The organism is Glycomyces rhizosphaerae (assembly GCF_042647865.1).
Lineage (GTDB): Bacteria > Actinomycetota > Actinomycetes > Mycobacteriales > Micromonosporaceae > Glycomyces > Glycomyces rhizosphaerae.
The window spans coordinates 61,982-77,360 of sequence record NZ_JBHRWO010000012.1 but is presented as its reverse complement, the minus strand read 5'-3'; the positions used below and the strand labels follow the sequence as shown (position 1 = coordinate 77,360).

The following is a 15,379-nucleotide window of genomic DNA, read 5'->3' as shown; positions in this document are numbered from 1 at the left end:
ATCGGCCACCGCTTCCGGTGACAGTTCCATCAGACCGCCCGGCCGCGCCCGAACCGAGAGGCCGGAAGGCGCGAGGTTCGGGGACCAACGTCCCGGCCCCAGCCCACAGAGCGCCCGCACCGGCGAACAGGCCTGTCGGCCCCTCGAACAGGGACTTTCGTCTCTCACCGGCCGGGGGCCCGGCCGTCAGACTGGAATCCGAGAGAAGGAGGCAGTCATGACCGATCGAGTGCACGGAGCCGGAACGATCGTCGTCGGAGTCGACGGCTCGGAGCAGTCGCGGCGCGCCCTGGAATGGGCGCTGCGGCAGGCCGAGTACGAGGACGCCGACGTGATCGCGGTGCACGCCTGGCAGATGCCGGTCACGTACGGGACCGGCGCGATGCTCATGCCGACGTCGGTGTTCGCCGACGACGCGAAAGCGGCCCTGAACGCCGCCGTCGAGGCGGTCGGCACCGACCTCCCCGATGCGCGCATCGAACGCAGCGTCGTCGAGGGCAACCCGGCGAAGGTGCTGATCGACAAGGCCAAAGGCGCCGACCTCCTGGTGGTCGGCAGTCGCGGACACGGCGGTTTCGTCGGGGCGCTCATCGGCTCGGTCAGCAATTACTGCGTCCACCACGCCCCCTGCCCCGTGGTCGTCATCCGCGGCGAGGAGTGAATACCGGGATCCACGGCGGGGCGGCGTGCGCCGCCCCGCCGTCTTCTTTCTTGGAGGTACCCCATGCGCACTGCCGTGTTCAGCACCAAGCCCTATGACGAGACCTATCTGCGCGGAGCCGCCGAGGGAGCCGGCCATGAACTCCTGTACCTGGAGCCTCGGCTGACACCCGACACCGCGGCGCTGGCGGCCGGTTGCGAAGCGGTCTGCGCGTTCGTCAACGACGACCTCGGCGCGAAGACCCTCACGGCCCTGGCCGATCGCGGCGTCCGGTACATCGCACTGCGCTCGGCGGGGTTCAACCACGTCGACCTGCGGGCCGCCGCCGAACTCGGCCTCGGCGTCGCCCGCGTCCCCGGCTACTCCCCCTACGCGGTCGCCGAGCACTGCGCGGCGCTCGTCCTCGCGCTCAACCGGAAGACCCACCGGGCCTACAACCGGGTGCGGGAGCACAACTTCGCGCTGAACGGCCTGCTCGGCTTCGATCTGCACGGCCGCACCGTCGGCGTGGTGGGGACCGGCCGGATCGGCGTGTGCTTCACGCGGATCATGGCCGGTTTCGGCTGCCGGGTGCTCGCGTTCGACCCCTACCCGGGGGAGGAGGCGGAGGCGGCCGGCGCCGAGTACGTCCCGCTGGAGGAGCTGCTCGCCCGGTCCGACATCGTGTCGCTCCACTGCCCGCTCACACCCGAGACCTTCCACCTCGTCGACCGCGAGCGCATCGCGCTGATGCGTCCGGGCGCGATGCTGGTGAACACGAGCCGCGGCGCTCTTGTGGACACGGCCGCCGTCGTCGACGGGCTCAAGAGCGGCCGGATCGGCCACTTGGGACTCGACGTGTACGAGGAGGAGGCCGACCTGTTCTTCGAGGACCTGTCGGACCAGGTGATCGGCGACGACCTCTTCGACCGGCTCAGCGCCTTCCCGAACGTGCTGATCACCGGCCACCAGGCCTTCTTCACCGCCGAGGCCGTCGCCGCGATCGCCGCCACCACGATGGCGAACCTGACCGGCTTCGAGCGGGACGGGTTCTGTGGGAACCAGGTCGCCCTCGAGCGGACCTGAACCGAGAACGAGGAGCGGCGGCCGGATCGGTGATCCGGCCGCCGCTCTTCTCCGCACCCCTCAGAGGGTCAGCGGCCGCCCAGGTCGCCACTCGGCCACGGCCGGGTGGTCGACGCCGAAGCGGCGCGTGTGCTCGCGGCAGGCGAGGCGGGCGTCCACCATCTCCTGGCGCAGCCCGGCCGCGGCCTGGCCCAGGCCCGGCACCCGGTCGATCACGTCGGTGACGAGGGTGAACCGGTCGAGGTCGTTGAGCATGACCATGTCGAACGGCGTGGTGGTGGTGCCCTCCTCCTTGTAGCCGCGCACGTGGAGGTTCGCGTGCCCGGCGCGGCGGTAGGTGAGCCGGTGGATGAGCCACGGGTACCCGTGGAAGGCGAAGACCACGGGCTTGTCGGTGGTGAACAGCGCGTCGTACTGCCGGTCGGGCAGTCCGTGCGGGTGCTCGGTGTCGGGCTGGAGCCGCATGAGGTCGACGACGTTGACCACGCGGACCTTCAGATGCGGCAGGTGGCGCCGCAGCAGGTCGGCCGCGGCGACGGTCTCCAGGGTCGGCACGTCCCCGGCGCAGGCGAGCACGACGTCGGGGTCGCCGTCCCCGCCGTTCGAGGCCCATTCCCAGATGCCCAGTCCCCGCGTGCAGTGGCGCACGGCCGCTTCCATGCCGAGCCAGTTCGGGGAGGGCTGCTTCCCGGCGACGACGACGTTGACGTACTGGCGCGAGCGCAGGCAGTGGTCCATGGTGGACAGCAGGGTGTTGGCGTCCGGCGGCAGGTAGACCCGGACCACCTCGGCCTTCTTGTTGACCACGTGGTCGATGAAGCCGGGGTCCTGGTGGGAGAAGCCGTTGTGGTCCTGGCGCCAGACGTGGCTCGACAGGAGGTAGTTGAGCGAGGCGATCGGCCGCCGCCACGGGATCGCGTTGGTCGTCTTGAGCCACTTCGCATGCTGGTTGAACATCGAGTCCACGAGGTGGATGAACGCCTCGTAGCTGGTGAACAGGCCGTGCCGGCCGGTCAGCAGGTAACCCTCCAGCCAGCCCTGGCACAAGTGCTCGGAGAGCACCTCCATGACCCGGCCGTCGGGTCCCAGGTGGTCGTCGCCGGGTTCGATCCGGGCGTTGAACGCGCGGTCGGTGACCTCGAAGGCCGCGCCGAGCCGGTTCGAGGCGACCTCGTCGGGCCCGAAGAGCCGGAACCGGTCGGGGTTCGCGTCGATGACGTCGCGGATCCATTCGCCGAGGACGCGGGTGGGCTCGGCGTCCGCGCCGCCGGGCCGGGCCACCGCGACGGCGTAGTCGCGGAAGTCCGGCAGCACGAGGTCGCGCAGGAGGAGGCCGCCGTTGGCGTGCGGGCTGGCGCTCATGCGCCGCTCGCCCCGGGGCGGCAGCACCCGCAGCTCGGCGGCCGGGGCTCCGGTCGCGTCGAACAGCTCCTCGGGGTGGTAGGACCGCAGCCAGGCTTCCAGGGCCGCGAGCTGCGCGGGCTCGTCGCGGACGGCTCCCAGCGGCACCTGGTGCGAGCGCCAGGTGCCCTCGACCGGCAGGCCGTCGAGTTCGCGCGGACCGGTCCAGCCCTTCGGCGTGCGCAGCACGATCATCGGCCAGCGCGGCCGTTCCACCACGCCGCCGGAACGGGCCGCCTTCTGGATCGCGGCGATCCGGTCGAGGACGGTGTCGAACGTCGCCGCCAGCGCCCGGTGGATCGTCGCAGGGTCGTCGCCCTCCACCAGGTGGGGTTCGTAGCCGTAGCCGCGCATCATCGACATGAGGTCGTCGCGCGGGATCCGGTCGAGCACGGTCGGGTTGGCGATCTTGTGGCCGTTGAGGTTGAGGATCGGCAGGACCGCGCCGTCCCGGGCCGGGTTGACGAAGACGTTCGACAGCCATGAGGCCGCGAGCGGGCCGGTCTCGGCCTCGCCGTCGCCGATGACGCAGGCGACGGTGAGGTCGGGGTTGTCGAACGCGGCCCCGTAGGCGTGCATGAGCGAGTAGCCGAGTTCGCCGCCTTCGTGGATGGAGCCGGGGACTTCGGGGGCGGCGTGGCTGGGGACGCCGCCGGGGAAGGAGAACTGGCGGAAGAGCCGGGCCATGCCGGCCTCGTCGCGGCTGACGGACGGGTGGTGTTCGGAGTAGGTGCCCTCCAGCCAGGTGTTCGCGAGCATCGCGGGGCCGCCGTGGCCGGGGCCGGCCATGTAGATCATGTCGAGGCCGCGTTCGGCGATGCACCGGTTGAGGTGCGCGTACACGAGGTTGAGGGCGGGGCTGGTGCCCCAGTGGCCGAGCAGGCGCGGCTTGATGTGCTCGGGGCGCAGCGGTTCGCGCAGGAGGGGGTTGTCGAGCAGGTAGATCTGGCCGACGGTGAGGTAGTTCGCGGCTCGCCAGTAGGCGTCGATCTGGCGCAGGCGCGCATCGGTCGGCGGCGCGGAGCGTGTCTGGTCCATGGGAGGGTCCTCGGCGTAGTCGTTGAGCGGGACGACTCCAGCCTCGCCGCCGCCGGGTGGCCCGGACAGGGACGCAGGTCCTCACCGGACGGGCCCTATGCCGCTCCGCTCTTGTGCTTCCGTCCGAAGTCGATACGATCGGGGCATGGCCGACACGCCGAACCACCCTCACAGCGGCGACGCCTCCGCGCGGCGGATGCCCATCGACGAGCTCCTCGCCGAGCTCGGTTCGCGGGTCGATGAGATCGTGCTGGACCGCGAGCGGCTCCGCGCGCTGCTCGACGCGGTGATCAGCATCGGCTCCGACCTGGAGCTCGCGGCGATCCTCGACCGGATCGTGGCCGCCGCGTGCACGCTGGTCGACGCCCGCTACGGGGCGCTGGGCGTCCTGGACGGTGAAGGCGGCCTGGCCGACTTCCGCACGCAGGGGCTCAGCGAGGCGGAGATCATCGCGCTCGGCGATCCGCCGACGGGCCGCGGGATCCTCGGCCACATCATCGACGTGCCCGATCCGCTGCGCCTCGACGACCTCTCCAGGCATCCGGCTTCGGTCGGTTTCCCGCCGGGCCACCCGCCGATGCGGACGTTCCTCGGTGTTCCCGTGATGGTGGGCGAGAAGGCTTGGGGCAACCTGTATCTGACGGACAAGCGCGGTGGCGGTCGGTTCACCGACGACGACGAGGACATCATCAAGGCCCTCGCGGCCGCGGCCGGCGTCGCGATCGACAACGCCCGGCTCTACGGCGAACTCGCCGACTCCCAGGCGGATCGCGAGAGGCTGCTCATCTTCCGCGACCGGGACCGGATCGGCCGGGACTTGCACGACCTGGTGATCCAGCGGCTCTTCGCGACCGGGTTGCAGCTGCAGAGCGTGGTGCACCTGGTCGACGCCCCTGAGGCGGCCGAGCGGATCAACACCGCGGTCGACGAGATCGACGGGGCCATCTCGGATCTGCGCGCGGCGATCTTCAGTCTGCACACCGGCGCCGAGCAGCAGCTCTCAGTGACGGTGAAGGGGCTGGCCGGGGTGGTCCGCGGCCAGCTGGGGTTCATGCCGCACGTGCGCTTCGAGGGGCCGGTCGACAGCGCGGTGCCCGAGGCGGTGCGCATCGAGGTGCTGGCCATGCTGCGGGAGGCGCTGAGCAACGCGGCCCGGCATGCCGGTGCGAGGCATGTGTCCGTGACGGTGGCGGTCGCCGAGGGACGTCTCGCGGTCACGGTCGCGGACGACGGCGGCGGCATCCCCGCGGCGGCGCCGCGGCGCGGCCTGGCGAACCTGGCGGCGCGCGCTGAGGTGCTGGGGGGCGAGTTCACGATCGGCGCGGTGGAGCCCACGGGTACCGAGCTGCACTGGAGCATCCCGCTGTAGCGGCGGGCTCAGCCGAAGAGCCGCGAGGCGAGCACCGCGGCCTGGGTGCGGCGCTGGAGGCCGAGTTTGGCGAGCACGCGGGTCACGTAGTTCTTGACGGTCTTCTCCGCCAGGTACATCCGCTCGGCGATCTCGCGGTTGGTCAGGCCCTCGCCGATGAGTTCGAGGATGCGCCGCTCCTGCTCTGAGAGCAGTTCCAGCTCGGGGGCTTTCGGCGGTCCCGTGCGCAGGCGTTCCAGGACCGCTCCGGTGACGCGGTCGTCCAGCAGCGACCCTCCGCCGGCCACCTTGCGGACGGCTTCGACCAGGTCGTTGCCGCGCACCTGCTTGAGGAGGAATCCGGACGCGCCGGCCTCGATCGCCGCGAACAGCGTCGCGTCGTCCTCATAGGAGGTGAGGATGACGACGGCGATCGACGGGTCGGCCTCCTTGACCTGGCGGCACACGTCGACCCCGTCGCCGTCGGGCAGGCGCGCGTCGAGCACCGCCACGTCCGGTTTGGCGGCGGGGATCCGGCGGACGGCCTCGGCCGCGTTGCCGGCCTCGCCGACCACTTCGATGTCGCCGTCCCTCTCGAGCAGCTCGCACAGACCCCGCCTGACCACCTCGTGGTCGTCCAGCAGGAACACCCTGATCAATGCCGTATCCATATCTCCAGTATCCGCATGTCCGGTGTCCAGCACACGCTTCCGAAGTCCGCGGCGCTAGGGACTTAGGTCCCGCGGGTCCGCTCGGGACCAATGTCCCTACGCGCCCTGGGCGTTCGGCACTGTGCCCGGACGGGTCGCCCGAAGCACGATCAGCTCAGGCGCGCATCGGGCGCGCCGCGCCCCGGCCGCTCCGCGGTTCGGGGGCGTCCTCAGAGAAGGAGCCGCCGTGACCCTCCGCCTCCCCCCGCCCGCCGACGCGCTCGACGCCGACGGCCGCATCGTCAGCATCCGCCCCGTCGTCCCCGCCGACCTCGATGCGCTCATCGCCATGCACCGGGCCTGCCCCGTCTCCGACCTGCGCTACCGCTTCTTCGGGACCGGCCGCGGCGTCTTCGCGATCGAGGCCCGCCGCCTGTGCGGCCTCAACGACTCCGGAAGGGGCACAGCGGTAGTCGTCGAGGCCGACGGCCTCATGCTCGGTGCCGCCTCCTTCGAATGCCTCCCCGAGCAGCCCGACCGCGCCGAGTTCGGCGTCCTCGTCGTCCGCGGCCACCAGCATCGCGGCCTGGGCACCCTCCTGCTCGAGCACCTCGCGCTGACCGCCGCCGGAAATGGGGTCAAAGAGCTGGCCGGGCAGGTCCTCGGCGGCAACCACCGGATGCTGCGCCTGGCGGAACGGCTCGCACCCGGGATCCCGATGCCGTACGCGGACGGCGTGGTCGACGTCGTCATGTCCGCTGAGATCGTAGGGGCCTTCGCCGACGACGTCGCCGAACGCGAGCGCGCCGCCGAGCGCTTGTCGCTGCGGCCCCTGCTCGATCCCGCGTCGGTCGCCGTCGTCGGCGCCGCCCGGTCGGGCCTGGGCGTCGGCGCCGAGGTCCTGCGATCCATCGTGGAGGGCGGATTCGCCGGGCAGGTGTTCCCCGTGCATCCGGACGCGGTCGAACTGGCGGGTCTGCGGGCCGTGCCGTCCTTCGCCCACCTCCCCGAACCGGTCGACCTCGTCGTCGTCGCCGTTCCCGCTCCCGCTGTCGCCGACGTGCTGCGACAGGCGGGGGAAGCCGGGGTGCGCGGTGCGGTCGTCGTCTCCGCGGGGTTCGCCGAGGCCGGTGACGAAGCGGCGCAACAGGAGTTGGTGCGCATCGCCCGCGCCCACGACATGCGCCTGGTCGGCCCCAACTGCCTCGGCATCATCAACACCGACCGCACCGTGCGCCTCCAGGCGAGCTTCGCGTCCGAACCGCCCGCCCTCGGCGGACTCGGCCTGGCCTCGCAGTCCGGGGCCGTCGGCATCGCCGCCCTGGCCCATGCCACCCGCACCGGCCTCGGCGTCCATGCGTTCGTCTCCCTCGGCAACAAGGCCGATGTCTCCGGCAACGATCTGCTCGCCTACTGGTACGACGACCCCGGCTGCAAAGCCGTCGCCCTCTACCTCGAATCCTTCGGCAACCCCCGCAAGTTCGCCCGGCTCGCCAGAGCCGTCGCCCGCCGCAAACCCGTCCTCGCCGTCAAGAGCGGCCGCAGCGAATCGGGTCGCCGGGCGGGGCTGTCCCACACCGCGGCGGCGGCGACCTCGGACACCGCCGTCGACAGCCTGTTCGCCCAATCCGGGGTCGTCAGGTGCGACACCCTCGAACAGCTCCTCGACACCGCGCGCGTGCTGGTGGACCAGCCGCTGCCGAGCGGCCGGCGCCTGGGCGTGGTCGGCAACGCCGGCGGCGTCGGGGTCCTGGCCGCCGACGCCGCCCACGCCGCCGGGCTCGACGTCCCGGCCCTGGGCGAGGACGCCCGCGAGCGTCTGGCGGAGGCGGTCCCCGGGGCCGCGTCCGCGGACAACCCGGTCGACCTCGGAGCCGCAGCCGACCCCGAGGCGTTCGCCGAGGCGATCACCACGCTCGGTGCATCAGGCCGTGTCGACGCGCTCATCGCGGTGTTCGCGGCGACCGGGACCAGCGATGTCGAAGGGAGCCTCGCCGCGATCGCCGACGCGCTCGACGCCCTGCCCGACCTGCCCGCCGCGGCCGTCGTCATGGGGCTCACGGACGCACCGGTCGCGTTGGGGGCCAGGCGAATCCCGGTGTTCGGCTTTCCCGAGACCGCAGTCGCCGCGCTGGGACGCGCCGCCGCGTACGCCGCATGGCGCGACCGTCCGCTCGGCGGCCGGCCGGACCTGCCCGGGATCGACCGCGCCGGGGCGCGGGCGATCGTCGAGCGGCTGCTCGAGGCGGGCGGGGGCTGGCAGACCGCGGCCGACGCCGCCGCGATCCTTGAGTGCTACGACATCCCGGTGCTGCGGGCCGTCACGGTCGCGACGAAACGGGAGGCCGTCGCCGCCGCCCGCGAGTGCGGCTACCCGGTGTCGGTCAAAGCCGACGACCCCCGGCTCATCCACAAGTCGGGCGCGGGCGGCGTCCGCCTGGGGCTCGAGAACGCCCGCGAGGTGCGGGCCGCCTTCGCGGGCGTCGAGCGGGTCATCGAGGGCGACGAGCGGGCCGCGGTCGTGGTGCAGCCGATGAACGGGTCCGACATCGAGCTGACGGCCGGCATCGTCCACGACCCGCTGTTCGGGTCCCTGGTCATGGTCGGGCTCGGCGGCGTGCGCACCGACCTGTTCGGCGACAAGCAGTTCCGGCTCCTGCCGCTGACCGACACCGACGCCGAGCAGATGTGGCGCTCGCTGGAGTCCGCCGAGCTCCTGACGGGCTACCGCGGGTCCGCGCCGGTCGATCCCGGGGCCCTCCGCGACCTCGTGTCCCGCCTCGGCCGCCTCGCCGAAGACGTCCCGGAGATCGCCGAACTCGACCTGAACCCGGTCATGCCGACCCGTTACGGGGTGGAGGCGGTGGACGTGAAGCTGCGTTTGGCCCGCGTCGGCGACGAACCGGACCCGATCGCCCGGCGCCTGCGCTGACCGGGGACACGGAAACGGGCCGCGATCGCGAGGATCGCGGCCCGCCGGTCACTCCTTCACGGCATCGGCCAGCGCCTTCGACATGCCTTTGAGGCCCAGGGCTGCAGCACCTCCGGGGAGCCCGCCGTGGAACGGCCGGCCGGCCCGGAACTGCTGGGGCAGCGCGATTCCCAGCGCTTTCTTGCCCAGCCGCCAGATCGGCGAGACGCCGACGAGGTGGTCGGCGCCCGCGTCGTCTGGGGCCGGGTGGGCGGGCTCGCCGGTGAGCGTCAGCGGCACCTGGGTGAAGACGGCGTCGTCGAACCGCTCCATGACGTACAGGCCCACCGGGTCGAACCGCGACGGGGCCTTCACGGCGTCCGGGTCGATCCGGTGCGCGATGTCGTCGGCGACCGCGTCGGCCTGCAGCAGCGAGAGGAAGCCGAGCTTGACCGGGAAGTCCCCCGCGTCGCCGGGCGCGTAGACCGCTTCGGTGCGGCGGACGCGGCGCGTCTGCGGCTCGGTGAGCAGGAATCCCCGCCGGTCGCACGGCAGGCCTTCGTAGTCGACGCCCGCGCCGTGGGGGGCGGTCGCCACGAGCAGGTCGAACACCCGCGCCGTGCCGTCGGCGAACCGCACCAGGTTCGGCTCGACGCTCGTCACCGCGGCCGACCTGCAGCCCACGATGCCGCGTTCGGCGAACTCGCCGCCGACCGGCCGGTCGAGCCCGATGCCGAAGGCCTGCAGGTAAGTCGCCTCGTGCGTGGCGAAGGTGACGCAGATGCGGTCGCGGACGCGGCTCCTGCGCAGCCACTGCTCCAGCATGAACGCGAGCTCGTACAGCGGTCCGGGGCACAGGTTTCCCGGCGGCACCAGGAACAGGACGTGCTGCGGCGAGCCGTCGACCGCGGCGTCCCTGAGCCGCTTGAGTTCGCGGGCGAGTTCCCGCATCTGCTCGATCGTCCCGATCAGGTGGGCGTGCTCGGCCAGGCCGGGCACGGCCTCGGGCCGCATCGCCGCTCCGGTGGCGAGCACGAGGTAGTCGTAGTCGAGCAGGTCGCCGTCGGCGAGCGCGATCCGCTTCGGATCGGTCTCCACCCATGCGATCCCGCCGTGCCGCACCGCGATCCCGCGCCGGTCCGCGGGCGTTTCGAGCGGGAGGCGCAGATCGTCCTCGGCGCCGCCGAAGGGCACGTAGACCATGCCGGGCTTGAACACGAAGTCGGGCCGGTCGGTCACCAGCGTCAGGTCGACCCCGTCGCCGAGGTGGCGGCGCAGGGTGAAGGCGGTCTCGAGGCCGGCGAATCCTGCGCCGACGATGACGACTCGGGGCATGTCCATGGCGTCCTCCTGGAAGTGTGCGTTCACCTCTCCATGCCACTCGATGCGCCGCTCGCCGGGTAGTGACCAAATGCCCGTCGCCGAGGGACGATCGCGGCGGCGTCATTTCAGGTAGTCCTCGAGGAGTGCGGGCCGCAGGCCGGATCGCCGGGCCTCCTCGACGAAGCGTTCGACGTCTTCGCGGAAGGCCTCTCTGAAGTGCATCAGGACGATGTCGCCCGGCTCCAGGCGATCGCCCGCGGCGTATTCGATGGCGCCCTCGTCGATGACGGCGGTCCAGTGCACGACGTGCTTCACGCCGCTTTCTCCGGCGGCGCGCAGCGTGTCGTCGTTGAACTCGCCGTATGGGGGTCGCATGAGCGTGGGGCGGCGGCCGTACTCCTGTTGGTAGTGGTCCGAGGTGTCGCCGATCTGCCGCAGCTGCTCTTCGAATGGCAGGTCGGTGAGGTCGGGGTGGTCGAGGGTGTGGTTCTCGACGAGGGACCCGGTGCGGTCGCGGAGATCGCGGAAGAAGTCGGCGTCCTGGCGCACGTACTGGTCGGTGAGGAACAAGGTGGCCTTGAGGTCGTGCTCCTCGAGGATGTCGACCATCGTGGCATGGCGCGTGACGCCGTCGTCGATGGTGAGGAAGACGACGGGGTCCTCGGTGTCCACTTTGTAGGTCACTTCGTCGATGGTGGTCTTCACGTCGGGCACGGGTCGGGCCGGAGCGTTCCTCGGGGAGGACTTCGGCGTCGACCTGCGGTCGGCTTCGGTGGCAGTGCGCTCTGCAGGCGTGGTCGTCCCGCACGCGGCGGCCCCGAGCAGTCCGGTGCCGAGCAGGGAGCTCATGAGCAGGAGGCGTCGTCTTGAGGTTCTGTCACGATTCATGAAGCGGACGCTATGCGTGCTGTTTCTCGGTCCGCCCTATCCGCTGTTGCGGTCCTCCGGCGGAAATCCATCGGTTCGGTAACAGCCGTTTTCTGGGCGGTAGCATGGCGGACGTGCAGGTCAGAAGATGGATAGTGGCGGTCGGTGTCGGGTGCGCGCTCATTGCGGCCGCCGGTTGCGGCATCGCCGGCGACGGGGTGCGGATCGCCGAGGACGCCGGTGACGCCGGCACCGGTCCCGTCCCCGACTCGCAGCCGCACCCGGCCGAAGGCGAGGCGTTCAGCGTCGACCCGGTCGCGGTCCTGCGCGAGGATCCCGAAGTGCGCCAGGACATCAAGGACCTGGTCGCCCGCCCCTGCACGGGCGACGGCTACGACGGGAGCTGGTATCCGGTGGACACGGTCTACGCCACCGTCGCCGGGACCGATGTCCAGGTCGTCGTCATCGACGTCCTGGGTTGCACCCCTCCGTACCCCTGCGCCACCGGTTACGCCAGCTATGTCTACCGGCTGTGGGAGGACGGGCCCGAACAGGCCTTCGCGGCCGAGGAGACCTCCACGACCGTCGTGGTGACCGACGGCGAGTTCTCACTGGAGTGGCCGGTCTGGTTGCCCGGCGACGACACCGACTGCCCGACCGGTCTCGATTCGGCGCCGTTGACCTGGGACGGCGACGAACTCGTGGAAGGCGGCTGAGCGGTGGAGCGGGCGCACGTGCTGTTCGTCGAGGACGACGACGTGATCCGGGAGGCCACGCAGCTGAGTCTGGAGCGCGACGGATTCCGGGTCTCCGTGGCGGCGGACGGCAGGGCCGGCCTGGACGCGTTCTTCGCCGTGCAGCCGGACGTGGCGCTGCTCGACGTGATGCTGCCGGGCATGAACGGGGTCAGCCTGTGCCGCCGCATCCGCGAGCACAGCCTCGTCCCGGTGATCATGCTGTCGGCCCGCGACGACCCCGTCGACGTCGTGGTCGGGCTGGAGGCCGGCGCCGACGACTACATCACCAAGCCCTTCGACAGCGCCGTGCTGACCGCCCGCATCCGCGCTGCACTGCGCCGCACGGAGACCCCGTCGCCGGCCGAGGGCGGGCGGACCGGGCCGCTGCGGTTCGGAACCGTGGAGGTCGACCCGGACGGTGTGCGGGTGGTGCGCGACGGCGAGCCCGTGGCCCTCACCCCGACCGAGATGCGGCTGCTGCTGCGCTTCGCCGCATCGCCGGGGACCGTGCTCAGCCGCGACATCCTCCTTGAGAGCGTCTGGAACTACCAGTGGGGCGGCGACAGCCGGGTCGTCGACGTGCACGTCCAGAGGCTGCGGAACAAGATCGGCGCCGACCGCATCGAGACCGTGCGCGGCTTCGGCTACAAGCTCCTCGGTGACGTCCGATGACCTTGCGCTGGAAGATCACCGCCACGATCACGCTGGTGAGCGTCCTCGTGGCGGTGGCGCTCAGCCTCATCGTGCATTTCGCCTTCGCCCACCGCCTCGCCGACGAGGCCCGCGAAGTCCAGGAGGAGCGGATCGCACTGGTGATGCGCGAGTTCGACCGCACCGGGCAGGCCGCGCTCGGCGGCGTCCTGGACGACCCGGATCTGCCCGTAGGCCTGCTGACCGCGGTCGAGGGCGGCCGGACGGCGACCCTGATCGAGGACACCGGGGACGGTGCCCACGTCTGGGCGGCCGCGCCGGTCGGCGACGGGCGGATCCTGTCGCTGCGCGACACCTACGAGGACCGCCTCGACTCGCTCGCGTCGCTGGACCGGGTGCTGGTGACCGGTGCGGCGGCGGTCGTCGCGGCCGGAGCGGGGTCAGGGGTCCTGATCGGCGCTCGCATGTCGAAGCGCCTGCGCCGGGCCGCCGCGGCCGCGGGCCGCGTGGCCGAGGGGGACCGCTCCACGCGGGTGAGCGCCGCCATCGGCGGCAGGTCGCGCGACGAGGCCGCCGAACTGGCGCAGGCGATCGACGCCATGGCCGACGCCCTGCAGGCCAGGCTGGAGGCCGAGCGGCGGGTCACCGCCGACATCGCCCATGAGCTGCGAACCCCGATCACCGGGCTCAACACGGCCGCCGAACTCCTGCCGCCGGGCCGCCCGTCCGAATTGGTCCGCGACCGCGTCCGCGCATTGCGCGCCCTGGTCGAAGACGTCCTCGAAGTGGCGCGCCTGGACACCGACAACGAGACCGCCGACCTGACGCCCGTGGCCGTCGCCGAGTTCACCGCCCACCGCGTGGCCGCCTATGGACCGGAGGTCCGAGTGCGCGTCGTCGCGGACGCGGTCCTCGAAACCGATCCCCGCCGGCTCGAGCGGATCCTGGTCAACCTGGTCGCCAACGCGGTCCGGCACGGCGCCCCTCCGGTGCTCGTCGAGGTCGACGGTCCCCGCATCAGCGTCCGCGACCGCGGTCCCGGCTTCCCCGAAGCGGTGCTCCGCGACGGGCCGATCCGGTTCCGCATGGGCCCGGAGGACAACGGCGGGCACGGCCTCGGCCTCACCATCGCCCTCGGCCAGGCCCGGGTCCTCGGCGCCCGGCTCGAACTCGCCAACCCACCGGAAGGCGGCGCACTCACCACAGTAGACCTCGCGCCGGGATCGTCGAGCTGAGCGCTGTCGCCCCCTCGACTCGACCGTTCACGGAGACAAGAAAAGTCGAGGTGGTGTCCCGGCCGGGGCACCACCTCGCTCATGATCGATCAGATGGAGACCGATTCCCTGGGGGCCGGCGTCTTGGGAGGCTCCGGCTCCGCGGCAGGCATGTGGTCGTCCACCAAGGTGGCCTCGTTGAACGGCTGGTCCCCCGCGAGCACCCGGCTCGCCTGGTCGCGGTTGAACTCCTTCGTCCAGTTCCCGATGAGCACGGTCGCGACGGCGTTGCCCGCGAAGTTGGTCAGCGCCCGCGCCTCCGACATGAACCGGTCGATGCCGAGGATGAAGCCGACGCCGTCGACCAGCTCGGGCCGGTGCGACTGCAGGCCGCCGGCCAGCGTCGCGATCCCGGCGCCGCTGACCCCCGCGGCCCCCTTGGAGGCGATGATCATGAAGACCAGCAGCGAGATCTGCTCGGCGAGGCCGAGCGGCTGGCCCTGCGCGGTGGCGATGAACAGCGTCGCCATCGTCAGGTAGATCGCGGTGCCGTCCAGGTTGAACGAGTAGCCGGTCGGGACGGTGATGCCGACGACGGGCTTGCTCACGCCCAGGTGCTCCATCTTGGCGATCAGCCGCGGCAGCGCCGACTCCGAGGAGGAGGTCGACACGATCAGCAGGAACTCCCGGCCGAGGTAGCGCAGCAGCTTGAAGATGTTGATCTGCGCCCCGAACCACAGGACGGCGCCCAGGATGCCGAAGACGAACAGCAGGCAGGTCGCGTAGAAGCCGAACATGATCACCGCGAGGCTCTTCAACGCGTCCCAGCCGGTCTCGCCGACCACGGCCGCGATCGCGCCGAACGCGCCGATCGGCGCCACCCACATGATCATCGCGAGGACGCGGAAGACCAGCTTCTGCAGGTGCCCGATGCCGCGCAGGATCGGCTCCCCGGCAGGGCCCATCTTCTGGAGGGCGAACCCGGCGAGCAGCGCCACCAGCAGCGCCTGCAGCACCGAGCCTCCGGTGAACGCGGAGACCAGGCTCTCGGGGATGATGCCGAGCAGGAAGTCGACGGTGGTACCGCCGCCGCCTTCCGCCGCCTTCGCCTGCGCCTCGGACACCGCCTCCGGGTCGAGGTTCATGCCCGAGCCCGGGTTCAGGATGTTGCCGACGACCAGGCCGATGGCCAGCGCGAAGGTCGACATCAGCAGGAAGTAGCCCAAGGCGATGAGCCCGACCTTGCCGACGCTCGCGGCCTTGGCGACCGAGCCGATCCCGATGACGATCGTGCAGAAGATGATCGGGATGATCATCATCTTGATGAGCGCGACGAATCCGGTGCCGAGCGGTTTGAGCTGCACGGCGACTTCGGGGAACACGAAGCCGACCAGGATGCCGAGGACTACGGCGACGATGACGGCGAGGTAGAGGTAATGCGTGCGATCGCGGCGTTTCGGGGGCGGTGGCGTAGACATCTTCGTCTCCTAAGGGATGTGGACAATGACGAAAG

12 protein-coding genes are annotated in these 15,379 nt (G+C 71.5%); 7 read left to right on the top strand and 5 right to left on the bottom strand.

Features of this window, described 5'->3' with window-relative positions:
* Nucleotides 1-217 precede the first annotated feature (217 nt).
* Together ACFO8M_RS14695 and ACFO8M_RS14690 are read left to right on the top strand one after the other, a co-directional pair.
* Entirely contained in the window at nt 218-661 is a 444-nt protein-coding gene (locus ACFO8M_RS14695) for a universal stress protein (protein WP_387976672.1), read from the top strand.
* A 63-nt stretch (nt 662-724) separates the two neighbouring features.
* On the top strand, nt 725-1,726 hold the full coding sequence (locus ACFO8M_RS14690) for a 2-hydroxyacid dehydrogenase (RefSeq protein ID WP_387976670.1): 1,002 nt from the start codon (nt 725-727) through the stop codon (nt 1,724-1,726).
* A gap of 60 nt (nt 1,727-1,786) precedes the next feature.
* Here ACFO8M_RS14690 and ACFO8M_RS14685 read toward each other — a convergent pair whose 3' ends face one another.
* Nucleotides 1,787-4,165 (bottom strand): phosphoketolase family protein, encoded by a 2,379-nt coding sequence (locus ACFO8M_RS14685; protein WP_387976668.1) that lies wholly within the window; start codon nt 4,163-4,165, stop codon nt 1,787-1,789.
* 145 nt (nt 4,166-4,310) lie between these two features.
* Here ACFO8M_RS14685 and ACFO8M_RS14680 point away from each other — a divergent pair, with 145 nt between their 5' ends.
* A complete protein-coding gene (locus tag ACFO8M_RS14680) occupies nt 4,311-5,534 on the top strand; it encodes a GAF domain-containing sensor histidine kinase (protein WP_387976666.1) in 1,224 nt (407 codons plus the stop codon).
* Between the two features lie 8 nt (nt 5,535-5,542).
* On the opposite strand, the gene ACFO8M_RS14675 is transcribed toward ACFO8M_RS14680, so the two are convergent.
* Nucleotides 5,543-6,172, bottom strand: coding sequence for a response regulator (locus ACFO8M_RS14675; RefSeq protein WP_387977448.1), 630 nt, complete (start codon nt 6,170-6,172; stop codon nt 5,543-5,545).
* Nucleotides 6,173-6,410: 238 nt separating this feature from the next.
* Here ACFO8M_RS14675 and ACFO8M_RS14670 point away from each other — a divergent pair, with 238 nt between their 5' ends.
* Nucleotides 6,411-9,095 carry a bifunctional acetate--CoA ligase family protein/GNAT family N-acetyltransferase gene (locus ACFO8M_RS14670; RefSeq protein WP_387976663.1) on the top strand — a complete coding sequence of 895 codons (2,685 nt, stop codon included), beginning with the start codon at nt 6,411-6,413 and terminating at the stop codon, nt 9,093-9,095.
* A gap of 48 nt (nt 9,096-9,143) precedes the next feature.
* On the opposite strand, the gene ACFO8M_RS14665 is transcribed toward ACFO8M_RS14670, so the two are convergent.
* Nucleotides 9,144-10,442, bottom strand: coding sequence for an NAD(P)/FAD-dependent oxidoreductase (locus ACFO8M_RS14665; protein WP_387976660.1), 1,299 nt, complete (start codon nt 10,440-10,442; stop codon nt 9,144-9,146).
* 75 nt (nt 10,443-10,517) lie between these two features.
* Entirely contained in the window at nt 10,518-11,285 is a 768-nt protein-coding gene (locus ACFO8M_RS14660) for a polysaccharide deacetylase family protein (protein ID WP_387976657.1), read from the bottom strand.
* Nucleotides 11,286-11,398: 113 nt separating this feature from the next.
* On the opposite strand from ACFO8M_RS14660, the gene ACFO8M_RS14655 reads away from it, so the two are divergent.
* The 3 genes from ACFO8M_RS14655 to ACFO8M_RS14645 are packed head-to-tail and all read left to right on the top strand — an operon-like array spanning nt 11,399 to nt 13,887.
* Nucleotides 11,399-11,980: a hypothetical protein gene (locus ACFO8M_RS14655; protein ID WP_387976655.1), complete on the top strand. Its 582-nt coding sequence runs from the start codon at nt 11,399-11,401 to the stop codon at nt 11,978-11,980.
* Between the two features lie 3 nt (nt 11,981-11,983).
* Nucleotides 11,984-12,673 carry a two-component system response regulator CseB gene (cseB, locus tag ACFO8M_RS14650; protein WP_387976652.1) on the top strand — a complete coding sequence of 230 codons (690 nt, stop codon included), beginning with the start codon at nt 11,984-11,986 and terminating at the stop codon, nt 12,671-12,673.
* Complete coding sequence (locus tag ACFO8M_RS14645) at nt 12,670-13,887, top strand: sensor histidine kinase (protein ID WP_387976649.1); 1,218 nt, start codon at nt 12,670-12,672, stop codon at nt 13,885-13,887. The genes cseB and ACFO8M_RS14645 overlap by 4 nt, the downstream gene beginning before the upstream one ends.
* A gap of 89 nt (nt 13,888-13,976) precedes the next feature.
* Here the strand turns inward: ACFO8M_RS14645 and ACFO8M_RS14640 are convergent, their stop codons facing one another.
* Nucleotides 13,977-15,344 carry a cation:dicarboxylate symporter family transporter gene (locus tag ACFO8M_RS14640; RefSeq protein WP_387976646.1) on the bottom strand — a complete coding sequence of 456 codons (1,368 nt, stop codon included), beginning with the start codon at nt 15,342-15,344 and terminating at the stop codon, nt 13,977-13,979.
* Between the last annotated feature and the right edge of the window lie 35 nt (nt 15,345-15,379).